The organism is Leptolyngbya sp. NK1-12, assembly GCF_032598965.1.
Lineage (GTDB): Bacteria > Cyanobacteriota > Cyanobacteriia > Elainellales > Elainellaceae > Elainella.
Genome location: NZ_CP053586.1, coordinates 2,971,593 through 2,991,799, shown reverse-complemented (window position 1 = coordinate 2,991,799; position 20,207 = coordinate 2,971,593). Strand labels below are relative to the sequence as shown.

General features: G+C 50.8%; 13 protein-coding genes and 1 other RNA gene. 4 read left to right on the top strand and 10 right to left on the bottom strand.

Going from position 1 to position 20,207, the window contains the following annotated elements; translation table 11 throughout:
* Positions 1 to 399 precede the first annotated feature (399 nt).
* Positions 400 to 843 carry a BON domain-containing protein gene (locus tag HJG54_RS12515; RefSeq protein WP_316435300.1) on the top strand — a complete coding sequence of 148 codons (444 nt, stop codon included), beginning with the start codon at positions 400 to 402 and terminating at the stop codon, positions 841 to 843.
* Between the two features lie 268 nt (positions 844 to 1,111).
* The gene (locus HJG54_RS12510; RefSeq protein ID WP_316435299.1) at positions 1,112 to 1,813 is read left to right on the top strand and encodes an ROK family protein; all 702 of its coding nucleotides are present in this window, start codon (positions 1,112 to 1,114) and stop codon (positions 1,811 to 1,813) included.
* Positions 1,814 to 1,891: 78 nt separating this feature from the next.
* On the opposite strand, the gene recG is transcribed toward HJG54_RS12510, so the two are convergent.
* From recG to rpsB, 4 genes are all read right to left on the bottom strand, one after another.
* The gene (recG, locus tag HJG54_RS12505; RefSeq protein WP_316435298.1) at positions 1,892 to 4,405 is read right to left on the bottom strand and encodes an ATP-dependent DNA helicase RecG; all 2,514 of its coding nucleotides are present in this window, start codon (positions 4,403 to 4,405) and stop codon (positions 1,892 to 1,894) included.
* Between the two features lie 131 nt (positions 4,406 to 4,536).
* Positions 4,537 to 5,793 carry a hypothetical protein gene (locus tag HJG54_RS12500; RefSeq protein WP_316435297.1) on the bottom strand — a complete coding sequence of 419 codons (1,257 nt, stop codon included), beginning with the start codon at positions 5,791 to 5,793 and terminating at the stop codon, positions 4,537 to 4,539.
* Positions 5,794 to 5,937: 144 nt separating this feature from the next.
* Positions 5,938 to 6,768 carry a translation elongation factor Ts gene (gene tsf / locus HJG54_RS12495; RefSeq protein WP_420717373.1) on the bottom strand — a complete coding sequence of 277 codons (831 nt, stop codon included), beginning with the start codon at positions 6,766 to 6,768 and terminating at the stop codon, positions 5,938 to 5,940.
* Positions 6,769 to 6,943: 175 nt separating this feature from the next.
* Entirely contained in the window at positions 6,944 to 7,732 is a 789-nt protein-coding gene (rpsB, locus tag HJG54_RS12490) for a 30S ribosomal protein S2 (RefSeq protein ID WP_316435296.1), read from the bottom strand.
* A gap of 526 nt (positions 7,733 to 8,258) precedes the next feature.
* Here rpsB and HJG54_RS12485 point away from each other — a divergent pair.
* Positions 8,259 to 10,277, top strand: a complete 2,019-nt coding sequence (locus tag HJG54_RS12485; protein WP_316435295.1) for a chloride channel protein — start codon at positions 8,259 to 8,261, stop codon at positions 10,275 to 10,277.
* Here HJG54_RS12485 and HJG54_RS12480 read toward each other — a convergent pair.
* The 4 genes from HJG54_RS12480 to ssrS form a co-directional block, all read right to left on the bottom strand.
* Positions 10,255 to 10,587: a hypothetical protein gene (locus tag HJG54_RS12480; RefSeq protein ID WP_316435294.1), complete on the bottom strand. Its 333-nt coding sequence runs from the start codon at positions 10,585 to 10,587 to the stop codon at positions 10,255 to 10,257. The two genes, HJG54_RS12485 and HJG54_RS12480, sit on opposite strands and share 23 nt — an antisense overlap.
* Positions 10,588 to 10,634: 47 nt before the next feature.
* Positions 10,635 to 12,146, bottom strand: coding sequence for a WD40 repeat domain-containing protein (locus tag HJG54_RS12475; RefSeq protein ID WP_316435293.1), 1,512 nt, complete (start codon positions 12,144 to 12,146; stop codon positions 10,635 to 10,637).
* A 191-nt stretch (positions 12,147 to 12,337) separates the two neighbouring features.
* Entirely contained in the window at positions 12,338 to 13,717 is a 1,380-nt protein-coding gene (trxB, locus tag HJG54_RS12470) for a thioredoxin-disulfide reductase (protein ID WP_316435292.1), read from the bottom strand.
* Between the two features lie 315 nt (positions 13,718 to 14,032).
* Positions 14,033 to 14,217: non-coding RNA, 6S RNA (gene ssrS, locus HJG54_RS12465), on the bottom strand.
* 235 nt (positions 14,218 to 14,452) lie between these two features.
* Between ssrS and HJG54_RS12460 the strand changes: the two genes are divergently transcribed.
* Entirely contained in the window at positions 14,453 to 18,991 is a 4,539-nt protein-coding gene (locus tag HJG54_RS12460) for a hypothetical protein (protein ID WP_316435291.1), read from the top strand.
* A gap of 252 nt (positions 18,992 to 19,243) precedes the next feature.
* On the opposite strand, the gene HJG54_RS12455 is transcribed toward HJG54_RS12460, so the two are convergent.
* Positions 19,244 to 19,480, bottom strand: a complete 237-nt coding sequence (locus HJG54_RS12455; protein ID WP_316435290.1) for a hypothetical protein — start codon at positions 19,478 to 19,480, stop codon at positions 19,244 to 19,246.
* A complete protein-coding gene (locus HJG54_RS12450) occupies positions 19,467 to 20,126 on the bottom strand; it encodes a J domain-containing protein (RefSeq protein ID WP_316435288.1) in 660 nt (219 codons plus the stop codon). The genes HJG54_RS12455 and HJG54_RS12450 overlap by 14 nt, the downstream gene beginning before the upstream one ends.
* Between the last annotated feature and the right edge of the window lie 81 nt (positions 20,127 to 20,207).

Below are 20,207 nucleotides of genomic sequence, written 5' to 3'. Positions count from 1 at the left end.
AATTCATCATAGTTTGAATTGTTCGAATTGTTTGAATTGCAATTTATCCCCTTCGACTCATAGTTCAAATCTGATCGTTCAAATTATGATTGGATCCATAATCAATACTTTCGCCATAGTTTAATCACTGATTTGACTACTAACATGAGTAATTGCTTCAGTGTCTCTGATTCACCAGACTTATCTGTTCGCTCTTGGAGCAGTTCCCTATCAAATTTGTTGAAACTTTTACAGCAAATTAACGTCTAGAGCAAAAGACTCACGGTATGGCTGAGGCGATGTTTGGATTAGAGTAAGAATTTAGCATCTGCCTCAAATTAACACTCAAATTAACAATCTCGAAGATTAACAATTCAGTTGTCTACCGTTCATCGAGAGAGCATTAGGAGGTAATCTTTCATGAGTTGGTTACAGCGCGTTTTTTCTTTAATGCATCAAAGCAGCTTCCAACCCGAAGCCGCCGTTAGCAGCTATGCCCTTAGTCTAAATTCAGTCAGCAACCCAGCCGATTGGCTACCACAACCCAAAGAATCTCAACCGGCATATCCGTTAGAGTATGTGGGGTTGAACGGAGAATATGATCCTCAGGGATTAGCCAAACGGGTGGCTCAGGCACTTGATCAGCATCCGCAGGTACAAAACATCAAAACTCTTTGCATAATTCAGCATGGCAATCGGATCACGCTGCTGGGCAAAGTTACCAGTGCAGCTCAACTGCAGCAGGTGGTTGAAGTCGTAAAGCAGGTTGCAGGCGTCAAGGATGTAGATGTTGACCAAGTGACAATTGGGCAGCTCAAACCCACAGCGTCAACTCCCACACTAGTTGGTGCTACTGCTTCCTAGCAAGCGGTTGTTTTCCTCAATTGGCGGGGTGTGAGTATTTATCAGCGTTTGCTAAGAAGGGCTGCAAACCAGAGCTTAGCTGGAGAAACCCTGCGTAAAGATTTTTAGCGCAGGATTACTTAATTCAGCTTAAATTTTGCCGCTTCTCCCAACAGCATCCGATATGATTGGAATCCATTTGCTGAAATGCTGGTTCAAACTGGTTCTCCAGGATGACTGACCGCATGCCCGCAGGATAGACCGTCTATATCTGAATCACACTTCGATCATGGGAGAAATCAAACCGTTGCACACGTTAGCAGTAGACATTGGCGGGAGCGGCATCAAAGTTATGGTGCTTGACGACCAGGGCAATCCCCTCACCGAACGAGACCGCGTCGAGACGCCAGCTATTCCAACTCCAGATGCCGTACTCCACGCGATTCAAGGTTTAACCGCCGGGAAGACCTTTGACCGAGTTTCGGTAGGATTCCCTGGTGTAGTGCGTAAAGGCATTACCGAAACGGCAGTTAATCTTCACCCCGACTGGGTGGGGTTTGATTTGGGAGCGATTTTGGAACAGCAGCTCGGAAAGCCGGTGCGGGTGGCCAATGATGCCGATATTCAGGGTTTAGGTGCAATTTCTGGCGATGGGGTTGAGCTGGTTTTGACGCTGGGCACAGGCATTGGCTCAGCCATGTTCTTGAATGGAAAGCTGATTCCAAATCTGGAGTTGGGCCACCACCCCTTCCGCAAAGGCGAAACCTACGAGCAGCAGTTGGGGCGAGCCACACTGGATGCGGTTGGCAAAAAGCGCTGGAATCGCCGTTTGGAGAGGGCAATTGATCTATTAGAGCGCATTTTTAACTACGACCATCTTTACCTGGGCGGGGGTAACACCAAGCGAATTGATTTTGTGCTGCCCCCCAACGTCAAAATTACGCCTAACGTCACTGGCTTGCTGGGGGGAATTGCACTCTGGCAAGACTGATGGCAAGGTGCGGCAGATTGGGCGATAGTATGGCGTTGGATTAGTTCGTGAATTGATTCGTAATCGGTAGTACTGGGGTCAGGTCAGAATGGTGCCGCCCATTAGCTTTTGATAGCGGTACTCCAATTCTTTTTGCATTAGAACCCATTTGCTGAGGGTCGGATCCAGCTCGATGACTCGTTCGGCTGCTTCTCTAGCCAGGGTCAGCACCTCCTGATCCTCCACGAGGCTGGCGAGGGCAAAATCGGGCAAACCAGACTGGCGCGTGCCCAACACCTCACCGGGTCCACGAAAGCGCAAATCCATTTCGGCAATAAAGAAACCATCCTGCGATTGCTCGAGTACCTTCAGTCGCTGTTTGGCTGTTTCAGCTTTTGAGTGGTTCATGAGCAAACAGAATGATTGGGCAGTACCCCGCCCCACTCGGCCCCGCAACTGGTGCAACTGCGATAAGCCAAACCGTTCCGCATGCTCAATTAGCATCACCGTCGCGTTGGGAACATCCACCCCCACCTCCACCACGGTAGTAGAGACCAGAATTTGGGTTTCATTGTCGCGAAATCGGGTAATCGCGTCATCTTTTTCCGCCGAGGTCATGCGGCCATGCAGTAATCCAACTTGGAAGTCAGGAAAAATATCCGTTTGCAGATGCTGGTATTCATCAATGGCTGATTTTAGGTCTAGTTTTTCCGATTCTTCCACCAACGGCAGCACTACATACACCTGCCGGCCTTGGGCGACCTCGCGCCGGATCAGGTCGTAGGCATGGGAACGGTCGCGTCCGGTCAGCATCGTGGTTTGGATTGGCTGGCGTCCGGGAGGCAGTTCATCGATTTGGCTAACATCCAAATCACCATGCAGGGTTAGGGCCAGCGTGCGGGGAATTGGCGTTGCGGTCATGGTCAGCACATGGGGATAGTCGCCTTTCTGCTGTAAGCGCGCCCGCTGCTGCACGCCAAACCGATGCTGTTCGTCGATCACCACCAAACCGAGCTTCTGGAACTGAACCGGATCTTCGATCAGGGCATGGGTACCCACAAGCAGCGGCAGTTCTCCGGTTTGAAGCTGACCCAAAATTTGCCGCCGTTTGGCCATCCGAGTCGAGCCAGTCAGCAACTCCACCGGCAGATGCAGCAGATTAAACCAGCTCACCAGCTTGCGATAGTGCTGTTCGGCCAACACTTCTGTAGGAGCCATCAGCGCCGCCTGATAACCCGACTGAATCGCAGCCAGAATTGCAATTACTGCTACCACGGTTTTACCTGACCCCACATCACCCTGCACTAGTCGATTCATCGGCACTGGCTGCTGCAAGTCGTGCAGAATATCATTGACTACGCGCTGCTGGGCATCTGTAAGCTGGAAGGGCAATACTTGATAAAACTGGTCGATCAACTCGCCGGTAGGAGCTAAGGTGGCGCTAGTTTGGGCCTGCCGCTGGGCCATCCGTCGCTTCAGTAAACCGAGCTGCAAGTAGAAAAACTCATCGAACACGAGCCGCCGCCGAGCCGCATCCAGCGCTGCTGAATCGGGCGGGAAGTGGATATGGGCGATCGCGTCTTGCAGGTTGGTAAGGGTATATTTTTGCCGCAGTGGTTCTGGCAATGGCTCCTGGATTTGCTGCACAGCTGGTAGAGCCGCCACCACAGCCTTGCGGACAAGATCGGCTCCTACGCCTTCAGTCAGGGTGTACACCGGCACGACTCGCCCCACCTTCAGCGAATCAATCGAGGCATCCGAGTGGTCAATAACTTCGATCTGCGCCTCTTCTAAGGTGACACCATACTTGTCTTGCTTCACTAACCCAGAGGCGGCAACCACGGCTCCGACTGGGTAGAGCTTTTTCTGTTGCTCTTGCCAACCGCGATTTTGGTAGCGAGTGCCAGCAAAGAACCGGCTCAGCTTAATTTGCCCGGTGTGGTCTCGCACTAACAGTTCAAAAATCGTCAGTTTGCTGTTGCGGGAACTGGGAAAGCAGGTGCAGCGTTTCACCTTGGCCACAATCGTCACGGTGGCTCCAGCTACCAGATCTCGAATCGTCACCTGACGAGCATAATCGATATGGTCGCGCGGATAGTAGTAGAGCAGATCCCGGACGGTGTATAGGCCCAGCTTCGCCAGCTTTTCGCTATTTTTGGCTCCAATGCCCGGCAAATAGGTGACGGCCTGATCGAGTTTGACCGCGACTCGGCTGTTTTTTTCTATCAAAGCGGTGGTTTTAGGCGTCACTTTGGGTCGCAGCCGCTTCTCCAGCGCAGAGGATTGGCCCTCGTTTTTGCCATCCTCCTGCTCCTTTGCTCCCCCTTGCTGACCAACCGCCTGCTCTTCTAGCAAACGACGTGTGCTGTAGAGGACTCGGCGCGTTTCAGCCACCAGATGCTGTCGTTGGGCAAAGCTGAGGTCGGCATAGCGAGAAAATTCGTCGGCCATCTGCTTCAGGCGTTGGCGCTCGGTTCGCGGTAGGGTTGGCAGCGGCTGATTCAGGCTAAGGTTGAGGAATTCACTGAATCGGTACTGGCTGCCTATCAGATCATTGAAGCCACGTTCTGCCTCTACGGAAAGTGCTTTTTGAAGTCGCAACCAGTCGAGCATGACTAGAAATCAGAGATCACGAGAGATCATAGTAGAGATCTGGAAACACCAGAGGGCAGCGAGCCACGCCTCAGGGTAAGCAAGATCCTAACGAAGATTGGCAAAAACGGTATAGTGCCGCTATGGTGCCGCTATGGTGCCGCTTCAAACCAGCTCGCTCGCCAAGCAGATTCGGCTTGAGCCACGGCCCGTTCCTTTTGCTTACGCTGATAGTCGCGTTCTAGTTTGACCAGTTGGCCCATTAGCTGACGCAGCTTTGAGCGCACAGCCGCCGTTGCAGCATCGCTGAATTCAATTTCAGACAGCCGCAGCCGAATCGCCACAATTGGTGTCATTACAGGTTTGTCTTCATCCTCACTACTGGCCTCAATTAGCAGATTGAGCAAATTGGGGGGGCTGTTGGCCGTTTCGGACGATAAGTCAGCCTTGGCTGCGACTTCCAGAACGGGTTCTGGCAAGCGATTTGGCAGAATGTCAGCCTGCTGTAACACCCGATTAGTCGTGTGGGATAGATTTTGCAAGATTTCAGTAATTTGGGCTTCAATCCGCGTCTGCCAACGGGCAATATCTTTGGGATGCAGCGGGCGGTCACGTTGGTCTGGGGTTGGAGGGTCGCTTGAACGGTCGCTTGAATCATCAATTGGTCCATCAATTGGTCCATCGATTGCGCTATCAGTGACCTGGTCCGTCGTAGTAGCGTTGTTGGCATCTGGATCCATACCAACATCAGGGTGTACCAGGCTGGCGTCGCTTTGTGCGTCTACTGGTCCTTCAATTGGTCTTTCAATTGGTTTGTCGATTGGTTCTTCAATCTCAACATCGGGTGGAGCATCTGCTGAAACAATGGAGTTCGCTTCGTTTTGAGGCCAATGGTCAGCTTGAGTCTGAGATTCTGAGGATGGCGATGGAGCCACGGTTGGTTCCGATTCGACGGTTTCTGATTCAGCGGTTTCTGATTCAGCGGTTTCTGTTATCTCTAGCTGCAAACTATCAGACCCTATACTGAGCTGACTAATAGTGCCCTCGCTTTCCTCAAAAATAGTTTCCACAAGGGCACTGTCCACATCTGATGCCTCTGAAATACCTTCTGAGTTTGGGCCTGCAGTAATCGGTTTCAAGCACTCCAACAATTCGGTTTGCCCCTGCTTGGCTAGCTGTTGCAGCGTCTGCTGTAACTCCTGCCGTTGATTAAGCGAAAGTTCTAGGAACTGGTCTGGATAGGCATGGGTGCAAATGTGATAGCCAGCCAAAACCAACTGTTGCCGCGTGGCTTTGCCAAGGGCCGCCAGATACTGCTGATAGGTAGTATGAAACGCCTGGGCTATTGCCGCTACTGTTTGATCTAAAGCAGCAAGTTCCCGCTCAATTTGTTCTACTGCTCGGACCATATCAACCTTTTCCTATCTTCGGATCTATTGTACGAACCTGGCGATAGTAAGAATGGGTAACAGATCATCGGTCAGAGGTTGCCTGCCAATCATCCATTACCCATTACTAACCCATTAGCCTAGTTGAGCGAAGTGCGGCTATTTCTATTTCTTTTTCTTCTTCTTGTCAGATTTACCTTTGGCCGTAGCTTCTTTCGGAGCCGGGGCGGCTGGAGCTTTATCTTCGACTGGAGCCGACTCAGCTGCCGGCTCAGCTTCTGATGCCGGTGCTTCAGCTGGAGCAGCAGCTTCAGTCGATGCAGCGGCGGCAGGCGCTTCCGCTACACCCATTTGGGCCGTCACCTCAGCAGCAAAATCGCTCTCTTCCTTCTCAATGCCCTCACCCATGACAAAGCGAACAAAGCGGCGTACCCGGATGTTTTCACCCAGGCTGGCAATCCGTTGCTTCACCAGATCGGCAACGGTAATGCTTTGGTCTTTGATGTAGGGTTGCTCTAGCAGCGAAAGCTCCTTCAGGCGCTTCTCGATCCGACCTGCGACAATTTTCTCCCGAACATTGTCGGGCTTGTTGCCCAAGTCATCCCGGCCCATTTCGATCGCTTTCTCTTTTTCAACCACATCGGGTGGAATATCATCTACTGTGACATATTCCACATTCGGGCAGGCTGCAATCTGCATAGCGATGTCTTTGACGAGCGCTTGGAAAGCTTCGTTGCGTGCCACAAAGTCAGTCTGGCAGTTAACTTCTACCAGAACACCGACCCGTCCGCCCGTGTGGATATAGCTACCCACCAAGCCTTCAGCCGTAATTTTTCCAGCTTTTTTCTCGGCGGAGGTAATTCCCTTTTGGCGTAGCCATTCAACAGCTTTCTCAATGTCTCCGTCGGTTGCTTCAAGCGCTTTCTTACAATCGGCAAATCCTGCGTTGGTTTTGTCCCGCAGTTCCTTCACTAGCTTCGCTGGTATATCCGCCATAGTTCCAAGTTCTAAGTTCTAAGTTTTGAGTGTTGAGTTGGAGGGTGAAAGATTCAAACTTGAGGACGAGGAAGACACTTTTTGAGTCCTGAGTATCGAGTGTTGAGTTGATGAATCAGGAAACCCATTTCAACCAACTCAAAACTTAAAACTCAAAACTCAAAACTAATTAAGCCTATTCTTCCGTCTCTTCGTCATCTTCGCTAAATTCGCTTTCGTCGTACTCGAATTCTTCTTCGGCGACCTCTTCGTACTCTTCATAGTCGTCTTCCGCGTCGAGCTGGCCGTGGCGACCTTCGTAGATCGCATCTGCCAACCGTCCCACAATTAGTTTAATCGAGCGGATCGCATCATCGTTGGCCGGAATTGGAATATCAACCGTATCAGGATCACAGTTAGTGTCCAGCAAAGAGACGATCGGAATATTCAGCTTCTGGCATTCTTGCACCGCGTTGTACTCCCGCCGCTGATCGACGATGATCACAATGTCAGGCACCTTGCGCATGCCGCGAATACCACCCAGGTACTTTTGCAGCTTCTCTAACTCCCGTCGCAGCATCGCCGCTTCTTTCTTGGGCAGCAGATCCAGCGCTCCGGTCTCCTGGCGTCGCTCCAACTCCTTCAACCGGTCCACACGAGTTTTGATCGTCGCCCAGTTGGTCAGCATGCCGCCTAGCCAACGCTGGTTGACATAGAACGAACCGCAGCGCTGGGCCTCTTGAGCGATAATGCCTGCGGCCTGCCGCTTGGTGCCCACAAACAAAACGCGCTTGCCTTGCTCGGATGCATTGCGCAGATAGGCATAGGCTTCTTCCATCAGCTGGGCCGTCTGCACCAGGTCAATAATGTGAACCCCGTTGCGAGCCGTATAAATGTATGGGGCCATCTTGGGATTCCAACGGCGCGTCTGGTGCCCAAAATGGACGCCCGACTCTAACAATTGAGCCAACGAAACAACTGGCATATGCTTTTAAGCTCCTTTCGGGTTAATCCTCCACCCAGGCGTACTTTGCTATTAGTTTTGAGTTCTCAGTTTTGAGTTTTGAAGTGAATTAGTCAGGCTGTATTAATTCAAAACTCAACACTCAAAATTCAAAACTATTCAAAAGCACCCGAAATCCTGGATGTGCGGAGATTTTGACAACCCTCCTAGGGTAACACAGAAACGCCCTAGCCTACAGGAGCAACCCAGGGATTGCTGCTGAGAGAATTTCTGCCAAACCTCTTAATTTCTCGGCTCATTCAGGGCTGTATCCCGCACAATAGAATTGGGTAGGATTCCAACAAGATGGGCTGAGGGCAGTCATCTAGCCATTGTCACTTTGGCTATGGTTCTTTGGCTATAGTTAGCCGTTGCTTGAGGGCGTGTCCTGTCTTGTAGCGTCATTCTCCCCTTGCTGCTTAAAACTTAATTCCACTGCCTTCTATCCACCATGCAACCGCCCTCGCACCATCAGGGAAGTACTTACGCTGAACCGTCAGCAGCATCAATGTCAGGGGCACCGTCAGGGGTAACGTCGGACAATTTACCGACCCGTCTGAATGCGTTTTTAACCCAGGTACAGCCAACACCGGAAACCCTAGTGCTGTTGCTGGCCGTGCTGGTGGGAGTGGGCGCGGGGGTGGGGGTGGTGCTGTTTCGCTCGCTGATTCACCTGATACATGGGTTAATGTTTGGCGAGGTTTCGAGCTTTTTTTCCACTTGGGGCCATTGGACGCTAGCGCTGATTCCGCTACTGGGGGGACTGGTCATTGGACTGTTGCGGTGGTGGATCAAGGACTTTGGCCCCGGATTAACAACTTTAATTGAAGTGGTGCAGGGCAGTCGGGACGTGCTGCTGCTCAATCCGGTAACCAAAATGGTGACGGCATCGATCTCGTTGGGCAGTGGGGCGTCGCTAGGCCCCGAGGGGCCAAGTGTGGAAATTGGCGCCTATTTTAGTCTATTGCTGGGGCAGGTGCTTAAGGTATCGCAAGAGCGGCGCAAGCTATTGCTGAGTGCAGGAGCGGCGGCAGGCTTGGCAGCGGGGTTCAATGCTCCGATTGCGGGCGTGTTTTTTGCGCTGGAAGTGATTTTGGGCACTACCTTCGTGGCTTCTACGGCAAGCGTGGTGCTGTTGGCGGCTGTGGTATCGGCCTGGATTGCCCAAATTGGCTTGGGGTCTCAACCAGCGTTTGCACTGCCTGCTTATGAAGTGCGGAGCCTGATGGAACTGCCGCTATATGTGGGTTTGGGCCTGCTGGCTAGTCTGGTATCACTGCTGTACGTGCGAGCCTTGCGGTTGTCCCAGCTCTGCTTTCAGGGCAAGGTAGCTGGTTTGCAGTGGTTAGGCCAAATCCCGCAGCCGCTCCATCCGGTGATTGGTGGGGTTTGTCTGGGCCTGGTGGCGCTGAAGTTACCTCAAATTTTGGGGGTAGGCTACGAAACGGTGGAGTCAATGCTGCAAGATGTGCAGTTTCCGCTCCAGCTCGTGATTGCGCTACTGGTGGTCAAGCTGATCATGACGGCAATTAGCTTTGGCAGTGGCTTTGTGGGCGGGGTGTTTGCTCCAGCCCTGTTTCTGGGCGCTTCGCTGGGTTCGGTCTATGGCAAGGTACTGGCACTGGCACTGCCGATGCTGCACAACTACATGGCCTCTCCGCCCGCCTACGCGATGGTAGGAATGGCCGCTGTCCTAGCCGGAAGTGTGCGTGCGCCCTTGACGGCCATTTTGCTGCTGTTTGAGCTGACGCACGACTACCGCATTGTTTTGCCCCTGATGGCGGCGGTGGGGTTGAGCATCTGGTTAGTGGAATACCTGCATCCGCAAATTGTGATCGACAATTCGCCCCAGCCGGAAGTGGAAGCAATCAGCACCGAGGAAGTGCCGACATCAACCGTGGTCGTAGCCGAAGCAATGCAGACCGTCCCGCTAACTTTAGTGGGTAACTTGGCGCTGCTGACCGCGAGTCAATACCTGATGGTGCACCGCGTTCACGGCGCTTTAGTCCTCGATGAAACTGGGCAGTTGATTGGGATTCTGACCCTGCAAGATGTGAACCGAACCCTCCGGCGAGCCAAGTCTGATTCAGAAGCGCAGGCGCTGCTTCAGCAGCCAATTAAGACCCTCTGCACGACCAAGCTAGTTCATGCCTATCCGGATGAGCTATTGAGTGAAGCCGTCAACCGCATGACAACTCGTGGCTTGCAGCAGGTGCCGGTGGTGCGGCGCGATCAGCCTCAGCAGGTGATTGGACTCTTGACCCAAGAAGGCATTGCCTTGGCAGAGAGCATTGCCAGAACCCGCGACATGGTGCAGCGTCATCTCACAGAGGCTCAGTTGGCAGCGCTGGAGTCTTTGCCGTATCCGGATGGAATGCCGTCTGTGAAAATTCAACTGTCTGAATTTGGCATGTCGTCTCGTTCCGATCAGTTTTTAACCGACACTCTGCCCGATCCCTTACTGCCCCATTCCTTAGAGTCGGCCAAACCAGACTTGGAGTCGGCTAAGGCAGAAATGGCAGAATAGTCCGCAGCACTTTGCGAATCCGCAATAGGGTAACAATCTCCCGAAACCGGGGCGGCACCACGCCCACTTGGCGGGCTTCGGCTTCGAGCTGGGCCTGTAGCTCAGCATATTCGGCAGCCGTCATTGGTTCCCCATCAATTGGTGAGCGGGCTTCTAGAATAATTTCGGTCCGCAACACCTCTTCAGGCTGATCCTGCGGCGGCGGCAAGGCCAAAACTGGAGCCATGCTGCTGAGAACAGGGCTGCTGAGTAACGTTGCAACCAAACTGAGCTGAAATCGTTGCTGCTTTATGAAGACGGAGTATTGCATTGGCGCTCTGCTCGAAAAGACCCGCTCTATGCCCAAATCAACCGCGTTCAATGAACAGAATTTTGGGTCGTAATCACCAAATGTTGACCATCGGGACTAAAACTTCTGAATTCTCCTGCAATTTCCAAGCGTTTAGTGCCTGAGCGATCAAACAAATAGATCGTATCGTCAATCGTAGTCACAAAATACTGCCCATTGGGACTGAATTTCTGGAAAACTCCTGGCAATTGAGCTAGCTGATTGCCCGCTGCATCATAAAGATAACTGGCCTCAGAATCAGTCGTGACTAAACACTGCCCATCTGAACTGACAAAGGAGAGTTCGATTTTGTAAGGTCCGTTGGATAAAGTGGAAGGGATTATGTCCGTACCAAACAGCATCACCTCAAGCGAATTCAGCTCTCCTTGCAGTAGAACCAGGCTCCCAGTAGCCGACTCAAACAATCGGCTCTCCCCACCCAATGAGACAAATGATTGAATTCCACCCACTCTCCAAATAAATGTCACAAACGTTTCGCTACCTGGAAGAAAGGCCGCCTGTTCTCCTGGTACCTGAGCGATTTCATTTCCCGCAATGTTGTACAAATAGACAGTTTTGTTGGACACAGTGACTAAAAACTTGCCACTAGAGCTGAATTTCCCATCTGCTCCTCGCAGTTGAGCAACTGCTTCACCGGATGAATTGTACAAGTAGCTGGTATCTCCAACTATTTCATTGCTTACCAAGAACAGTTGCCCATCTGGACTAAAAACTGGGCTAAAAATCGAATAAGCTCCTGGTAGTTGAGCAATCTTTTGACCTGAGCGATTGTATAGATTCAGAATTGGATTATTTGAATCGCCGTCTGATGTAATCAATTTCTGCCCATCTGGACTAAACCCGATAAATTCTCCTTCTAACTGAGTAAGCAGTTGCCCTGATGCGTTAAACAAGAAGCAAGGCTCAAGTCTCTGGCACATCACGAACTGCTGAGAGTCTGGACTAAAGCCATTCCCCAACAAAACCTTGCGAAACGGTCCTTGAATCTGAGCAATTTGCTGGCCCGCAGCATTTAATAAATAGGTGCTATCCTCAGCAAAACTCACGATCCGCTGACTATCTGGACTGAATATAGGTGCTCCAAGAAAGCGGCCAGGTAGCTGAGCAAGTTCTCGTCCCGATGCGTCATACAAATAGTTGGTGCCGCCATCCACTACGGCTAATAGCCGCCCGTCTGGACTAAATTCTGCTATGTTGCGGTTAAATTGCAAAAGTTTTCTACCAGAGCGATCAAACAGGTAAGCCACCTGAATCTTAGAACTTGCCGTTAATAATCGCGCTCCATCTGGGCTAAATTGGTCAAACTTTCCCGCAAACCGAGCGACTTCCCGACCCGATAGGTCAAGTAAACGAGTCGTGTACTCTTCTTCAATCGGCTCTCCAGCCAAAATAGATGCTTGTGCCTGGATCCACCTGGTTTGATCAGCAGCTACCTGCCAAGGATTTACAGTTTGGAGCAATACAGTTGGGTTGGATGAGAGAAATAGCACCGCGATGATGGCCTTGATAGGCTGTTGCATGGTTACTGCGCTTCTGCTCGACTGAGATGTTGATTCAAGTGTGCCCAACCACAAAACCATTGCCGCGCTTGGGATGTTGGATGGAAGACCAAATCAATAGAACAAGCCTTGAAAAAAAAGGACATGGTTTGCCATGCCCCCAGTCTCTGATTAGTCAGCGAAAAGTTGATAGCGAAATTAAATCATTCAATCTAGACCGCAACAGCCGTCAGATGCTTCTCGATCATTTCGCGGTATTGGCTCTTCGGCTTAACGCCCTTCATTTCGCCCACCAGCCCTTTGTCTTTAAAGAACTGTATCGTGGGAGTGCCAACCACGCCTGCCGATTCAGCGATATCGGGATCCTGTTCAATGTCGATTTCCACATAGTGGATTTGGCCATCAAACTCATCCACAATCTTGCTGAGAATTGGCTTCAGCGTATGGCAAGGGCCGCAGGTAGGCGAGGCATACTTCACCATGATCAGACGATCGCTTTCGTGGTAGAGCTTGCGCAGCGCGTAGCCGCCCACATGACGGGTGCGGGCAATATCAAACTCTGCCGCTTCTTCCGCTTCGGTTTTGTGGGGAGTTGGTTCAGCCGCTGGTTTTTCAGAGTTGGTTTGATGAAACTCTTGCGCGAGTTCGTTGATCGCCAACCACCGCTCAGCCAGCATTGCCGCCATACAGCCCGATCCAGCTGCCGTGATACCCTGACGAAACTCGTGATCCTGCACATCCCCGGCGGCATAGACCCCTTCGATATTAGTTTCTACACCGTTGCGGGTAACGATATAGCCCACATCATCTAGCTCGATCTGGCCCTTAAATAGGCTTGTATTTGGCGTATGGCCAATTGCATAGAACAAGCCCTTTGCCGGAATTTGGCTTTCTTCCTGAGTTTTGTTGTTGCGGACCTTGACGCCCTGCATCCAGCCCTCTTCGCCGTATACATCCAGCGCTTCCGTGTCCCAGTGCACGGTGATTCTAGGATTCTTCAACACCCGGTCCTGCATGGCTTTACTGGCTCGCATTCTGTCACCCCGCACCAGCAGGTGGACATGATCGCCGTATTTGGTTAGATACACCGCTTCCTCAGCCGCCGAGTCACCGCCGCCAATCACCACAATCTCAGCGCCTCGGAAAATGGGCGTAGCGCCATCACAAATCGCACAGGCCGAAATACCGCGACTCCAAAACTGGTTTTCGCAAGGTAAACCAAGCCGCTTTGCTGTTGCGCCGGTGGCAATGATTACGCTATGCGCCCGCACTTCCCGTTCTTCAGAGCGAATCACAAACGGACGCTGGCTGAAATCTACCGAGGTGACATCTTCGGTCACAAGTTCAGCCCCCCAGCGCAACGCCTGAGCCTTCATTCGATCCATCAACTCAGGTCCCATAATTCCATCTGGAAAACCGGGGAAATTTTCCACCTCAGTTGTGGTCATCAACTGCCCACCCGGTAGGCCACCTGCTTGGAACCCTTCAAACACAAAAGGCTTCAAATTTGCTCTGGCCGCATAGATTGCAGCCGTGTAACCCGCCGGACCAGAACCAATGATGACCAGATTTTCTACCGCTGGGTTTGTCATAGGTCTAAGTAAACTCATAACGACTACGCTTATTGCAGTCAATTGTATCTAAAATTGTTGAGATTTGCAAAGAGGAAGCTTCGGGAGTTTTAAGCTTTAAGTTTGAGTTAGGGTTTTGGTTGAGCTGCCTTTAAGCAGTGAATGGAGTGCAAATAAACACTACGGCTTGAGTAGTGAACCAAGCCGCCAACTCCGTTATCCTTGCTGTCCTCAACTCAAACCTGAGAACTCAAACCTGAGAACTTAAAACTCTCAAACAAAAACTCCCTCGCCTGACCTAGACAAGGGAATAGAACACTCGCAATGACATGATGAGGGTTCCCCACAACGCCGTCTTACCTCAGTTTTTGACCTGGAAAACTCCAGGTGGGTACCTTAACCACTGGTTTAAAGTTTCCGGGTACAAGCCCGGTCTACTGCCACCAGGATAATTAGGTTCCCTTACTTAAAAGGCATAGATCATAAAACATTATTGGCAGTCACCAACGTCGCAGTAGAACCTTCCCCATTGTAACGAGTTGCCGTAGGTGAATCGCAAGGGCTGTTGTGAAATCTTGACGGTGTGAAATCTTGCCTAGGCAAAATTGGGTAAATGCGCTAACTCAAAATCAAAACTTAACCCAAAATTCATCAGCTTCTGCCAAAAAGCAACGACCGCGAGCCATACTGGTATGGAACCAATCAATCCAGTTCTTCAGGGGCTTGACTGACCGGATCGACCTGTATCACGACCGTATGGTTAAACAGCGTTCTTCAGATCGGAATCAGCGCATGGGGTTAAGAAAATCTGTTACGCAGCAACGGGAATGGTCGTCTTTGACTCAGAACTTGCAGCAGGCGTTGCAGCAGCGACTACAAGCTCAACCGCTACAAATCCGCTGTGCGACACGCGATAAAGCTTTGCTAGTGCTGGCAGAACATTTGCTCCATATTGAACCAGAGCCAGAGCAGACGTTGTGCGATTTGGAGCTAGCAGTTAAGGCACTGCTGCCAGATTTGCTGCGCACTGAATCGGATTTGCAGGGTTCTAAGCAGTTACCAGTACAACTATTTCTACGAATTGCTGGCTATCAGCAGCCGTATGCATCGCGCAAATTCCGCTTTGAGCTGAGCGAACCTGAGGCAGCAGCACCGCGAATTATCAGAGGAACGTTTGAAGCACCGAGCAACCCAGTGGTTGAGCCAGCGTCTACTTTGTTCTCCAGCGAGTCGTTGGCTACGGAAAGCGTCGTAGAACCAATCATTGAACCTGTAGCTACGGAACCGACTATCCAGCCGCCTCCAGAAATAGTTATCATCCCACCTGATCCATCCGAGGATCCGATCAATGAACCAGCCCATGGGCTAGTTGATCAACCAGCTTCGGTCGAAGCAGACCCGCTCGAAACAGTTCTCGAAACAGTTGAGGCTGAACTGGCAGTCGCTGAAGAAGTCGCTGAAGAAACCCCAGCAGAACTCCCAGAGGAAACCCCAGCAGAGCCTCCTGAGACCGTTTTAGAGACAGCGGTTTCTCAATCCGTTTCTCAGGCAGTTGCTCCGGTTTTGCTGACGGATTCATTGACTGGAGAGCACGAGAGGCTAGCTGTGGATGCAGCCGATACAGCGAATCTGGAAGCCACTCCCGCAGAGGAATCCGCAGCGCTGCTGGATGCGGAGCCAGTGGACGCAGCCGATGCCATAAATGTAGCCGCAGTTCCAGTCGAGCCGAGTGTTGAACCAAGCCTTGAACCCAGTCTTGAGCCAAGTCTTGAACCAAGTGTCGAGCCAAGCGGCGAATCAATCGATGTATCGATAGAGGCCGTCAATCCTGAGCAGGTTGCTAGCGATGAGCCACTAGTCATTGAACCACTCAGTAGCGAGCCATCCATTTTTGAACCGTTCCTAACTGAACCAAACCTGACTGACTCGCCCCTTAATCGATCGACTTTCATCGAATTTCCGCCGGTCGATGCTCCGTCCAACGAATCTCAATCTGTTGAATCTCGGTTCATTGAAGCTCCGGCAATTAATGACTCGATCACAGCAGCATCACAAAACGAATTCACTGAATTCACTGAATTCACTGTCGAGCCGCCTGAAATCATCGAGCCGTTAATCGAGCCAACGGTGGATGCACTTTCAGTCGATGTGTCCCCGATTGAGCCACAGACCGAACTACAGGCTGAAGCAGCACCAATTGAACCGGCACCAATTGAACCGGCACCAATCGATGAGCCAAACGTTGCACCAACGCTAATTAGCGACCCCCAAACCGAACCTTCGATTGAACTGAGCCAACTTGAGTCAGCCGCGATTGAAATGCCGCAAGCTGAGCCACCAATCCTTGCTGCAGAATCAGAAGAATCAGAAGGCGAAACGGCTGGCTTGGATGAAATTCCAGACGCCGCGTTGCTAGATAGGGCTAGTCCTGATCTACCAAGTTCTGCAAGCATCGAGAATATTGCAGAACCGATCACTACGATCGACTTGACGCCTCCGCTAGAAGATTCAGATGTATCTATCGATGCTCCGACTGCCGAATTTACAATTCCCGATCCCTGGCTCAGTTCAGCAATGGACCTATCAGAACCAGTTGTCCTCACTAGTGCCGAGCCACCAAATGCCGAGCCAGCAATAGAGCTAGAGAGAACAGAGCCAGAAGATGAGACTAGGACGGTTTCGCCTGATACTACTTCACCTGCTGCTATAGACAATACAATCCCAGCCAACATTACTCCAGAGTCAGGGCTTGATACAGTAACCGAATCGTCAGACTTTCCAAATGATGCAACATTGCTCAGAGAAGACTCAGAGCCTGACCCAGTGCATCCAGAAGTTAGTGGATCTAGTGAACCTAGTGAACTAGTTGCCGAGCCGCAAGACAGCAATCCGTTAACTGATCTTGATCTGGTTGTCAAATCACTTTCAGATAGGATTATTAATATTCTTGGTAATATCTCTGTCTCCACAGAAGATAAGCCTGTTGAGATAGGTGAAAACTTACCTGAACCAGATTTAGATACGCCAACAAACATTGAATCGCTATTAGCTGATGATGAGCTAGATGAAATTCTGCGGAAAATCGGTATTACCCCAGTAGAATCTGCTGAATCAATTAGTGTAACCTCCACGGCAACTGATCTAACTGAAGCAAACGAAGCTGGTAATTTGTCTTGGCAAGAGTCTGCTGTGGCAGATTTAGCTCCAGAATTGGATACTTCAACCGATACAGGGGATAAAAAAAAAGATGAAGGGTTAGCAGCGACAGCGTTCACCAATCTATTTGAGGATACACAATCATTAGAGCAGGCTGAATCACTAAATCTTGACGCTGATTCAGCCGATGCCGCATTGCGTAGTGTGCTTGAATCAGTTGAAGCACCAGAGTCTGTTGCATCTCCAATCGCAGATTCAATTGCTGCGCCTGTAGCCGATCAGCCTTTAACAGGTCCTGCCCTATTACCCGATCCCGATCTGGCGCTCAGTCCCGACAATAGGGTTGGCGAAAGTGTTGTTGCGGAACCTGTTGCAGAAACCATCGTTGAAGTCGATGCTGCTGAAATTGGTACTGCTGAAATTGATACTGCTGAAATTGATGCTGCCGAAACCGATGCTGCTGAAATTGATGCCATTGACGCGCTGTCAGACAATGCGATTTTAACCGAATCAGACCTGCTGCCTGATGATGACTTTGAGTTAGATGACATTAATACGATTGACACAGTTAATAGTGTGGACACAGTTGACACAGCTGACAGTGTGGACGCTGTCCAGACTGTTGATGCTGCTAGTCCTGTTAACACTGTTGATACTGTCAATACTGTTGACGCTACTGACACTTACGCCATTGACCCGATTAGCTCTATCAACCCAACGAGTGCTGCGGCTGCCTCTCCAACTCTGGTTGCAGACCCACTTACAGATACCAATGCCTACAGTGCCTCGGTCGCCACTACAGCCGATGGTGCTGAAGAAAAACAGCGGTTTCAATGGTCGGCCTCGAATATTGTGCTGGGGAGTGCGATCGGCTCATTTCTGTTAGTGGGCGGTGTATACGGGTTGAGTCGGCCCTGTGTGGTCGGCAGTTGTGAGCAGCTCCAACGGGCACAGCAACTCAGTCAAGAAGCCGTAGAGACGGCGCAAACAACCGAATCTGCCCTAGAGGTGGTAGAAGCCCACAAGAAGCTAAATGAAGCCAGCTATCTACTAGGCACAATCCCTATGTGGTCGCCTCATTACCAATCTGCGCAGGGGTTACTCAAGCGTTATGAGGAGCAATCGGTTTTGTTGGGGCAAGTGGTGGAAGCTTTAGAAAAAGCCAATACAGCGGCTCAAAGAAGTCAAAATCCCCCCCATCCTTTACAGGAGTGGCGAGAAATTCAGTGGCTGTGGCGAGAGGTAATTGAACAATTGGAGGAAATTTCACCAGATAATCCCCTCTATTCGTTAGTCCAACGGAAGCTAGAGGAGTATCGAGCCAACCTGGCAAATGTTAACCAGCGGGTTGGAATTGAACAACAGGCCCAAGATCGAATTGCTGCCGCTCGTCAAGCTGGGGAAATGGCATCAGCCAGAGCCGAAGCAGCCAAATCTGCTGAGAACTGGCAAGAAACGGTGGCAACTTGGACAACTGCCATTGACCAGTTAAAACAAATTCCTGAAGGTACCAATGCTTACAATGAGGCTATCCAACTGCTAGCCATTTATCAACCCAGACTCACTGAAGCCACGACCCGCCAAGCTCAAGAACAAACAGCCGCCGATGCCTATACACAGGCAATTAGCTATGCAGAACAGGCCCGGAGATTAGAGCAGCAAAACCAGTGGTCTCAAGCGGTAACTTACTGGCAGGATGCCCTCGATTATGCCCGCCAGGTTCCGTCTGACTCGGTGTACTATGGTCAGGCACAACCCCTGATCGATACCTATACGCAAACCTTGCAGCAAGCCCAAGGCAACTCTCGGCGTTCATCGGTGATTCAAACCGCTAAACCCAATTTTGACCAAGCCTGTGCAGGTAATCCTCAAATTTGCACCTATACCCTGTCTCCCGAAGCTGTGCGCATCCAGTTTACCTCAGCCTACGATCGGACGGTAGAAGGTTTGATCAACAGCGCTCGGCAGCAGGGCAGCCCTGGATTTCCACCCGCCACCGTGAATCAGGTCAACGGGCTGCTGCGTGCTCTAGCGAACATTAGCGATGCCACTCAGGTCCCGATTGAACTGTACAACTCGAATGGGGCTAAGCTTGGCACCTATGCACCAACCCTGTCGGGCTATGTGCCTCAACAGTGAGTGAGGGGAGTCCTTAGCTACCTATCCGATTTCTCTGACTACAAGTCAGTAAACTCTGACGAGTTTTTGAAATTCAAAACCCTCCGGGGTTTCGGATAGGCTCTAAGTAGCATAGCTGTAGTACACGCCTCTTATCTGAGGCAAAATCTAAGGCAAAATCTGAGGCGGGCATTCGCCGCACTCCAATCATCTATTGTTTCAACGTTCATCTTTCATTGACTGGCTGCTTTCCAGTCAATCAGTCTAGGGGGATCAGTAATTTCCACTAAAATTTGGATGGCTTTTAGCAACATTTGCAACAATTTCGTGAAGCAAAGCGCCTCTATCTGAAGTATTAGTAAAGGATGATACGAAAACTGCGAGTAATTCCTGAAACGTAATTTTTCCCCAGATTAAGTGAATGGTAGATGCACCCTGATTCATACCCCCGGTCGCAAGCTGGGGGTTTTTCTTGCGTATTTCTTCTTCTGCACTTTCAATAAATCTCAATTTGCTCAATCCGACGAAACTCTCGCTCTACCTCATACCAGAGGGATTTATTATGCGGATCGGTGCGGAGTGCCTTTTTCAAATAAACTCTAGCCTTCTCAGATTGGCGTGTATTCACTAAATAACGCCCAAATCGCTGATAGGTAATAGCCTGCCACTGGCGCACCTCTACATCGTTCGGTAGGCGCTGAGCCAACCCTTCGATTAGAGCAATGGCGCGGGGAAACCGCTGTTGCTTCAAGAGCTGCTGAAGTTGTTCATAGGACTGAGACTTCAGCTTCTGATCGGTCTGAGACAAATTCTCAGTTTGAATCGGGGGCGATTTCTTAGTGACTTTGACTTGTGGCTTAACTGGGGGTTGGACTTGCGAGGATTTGGAGGATACCCGGTCGCGACTGTAGGTTGGCTGAGTGCGGTTGGATTCGGCTTTGGCCGGTGCCGCACTTTCTGGCGCAGGGCGCACCACACTAATCAGCGCTTTGTAGGCTTCTGTGAGCCGAATAAATTTTTCTTGGGCTTGCTGTTGATTAGTGGGATTGGAATCTGGATGATACTGCCGCGCCAAACGCCGATAAGCGGCTTTGATATCCTCATAGGAAGCCCCCGTTCTCAAGCCCAACAGTCGATAATAACCCGCAAGATCCATTGCAATAAAAATGGCAGAGTTACACAAATTCTGCCACTTGCTCCTATAAATTGAAAGGACTCAGGTGCAAAATAGCAACAA

Bases quoted from the DNA above. Each gene is read 5' to 3' on its own strand.
- HJG54_RS12485 (WP_316435295.1), top strand. From the start codon at position 8,259: ATGTCAGGGGCACCGTCAGGGGTAACGTCGGACAATTTACCGACCCGT.
- rpsB (WP_316435296.1), bottom strand. From the start codon at position 7,732: ATGCCAGTTGTTTCGTTGGCTCAATTGTTAGAGTCGGGCGTCCATTTT.
- HJG54_RS12515 (WP_316435300.1), top strand. From the start codon at position 400: ATGAGTTGGTTACAGCGCGTTTTTTCTTTAATGCATCAAAGCAGCTTC.
- recG (WP_316435298.1), bottom strand. From the start codon at position 4,405: ATGCTCGACTGGTTGCGACTTCAAAAAGCACTTTCCGTAGAGGCAGAA.
- HJG54_RS12480 (WP_316435294.1), bottom strand. From the start codon at position 10,587: ATGCAATACTCCGTCTTCATAAAGCAGCAACGATTTCAGCTCAGTTTG.
- HJG54_RS12460 (WP_316435291.1), top strand. From the start codon at position 14,453: ATGGTTAAACAGCGTTCTTCAGATCGGAATCAGCGCATGGGGTTAAGA.
- HJG54_RS12500 (WP_316435297.1), bottom strand. From the start codon at position 5,793: ATGGTCCGAGCAGTAGAACAAATTGAGCGGGAACTTGCTGCTTTAGAT.
- HJG54_RS12475 (WP_316435293.1), bottom strand. From the start codon at position 12,146: ATGCAACAGCCTATCAAGGCCATCATCGCGGTGCTATTTCTCTCATCC.
- HJG54_RS12450 (WP_316435288.1), bottom strand. From the start codon at position 20,126: ATGGATCTTGCGGGTTATTATCGACTGTTGGGCTTGAGAACGGGGGCT.
- trxB (WP_316435292.1), bottom strand. From the start codon at position 13,717: ATGACAAACCCAGCGGTAGAAAATCTGGTCATCATTGGTTCTGGTCCG.
- HJG54_RS12510 (WP_316435299.1), top strand. From the start codon at position 1,112: ATGGGAGAAATCAAACCGTTGCACACGTTAGCAGTAGACATTGGCGGG.
- tsf (WP_420717373.1), bottom strand. From the start codon at position 6,768: ATGGCGGATATACCAGCGAAGCTAGTGAAGGAACTGCGGGACAAAACC.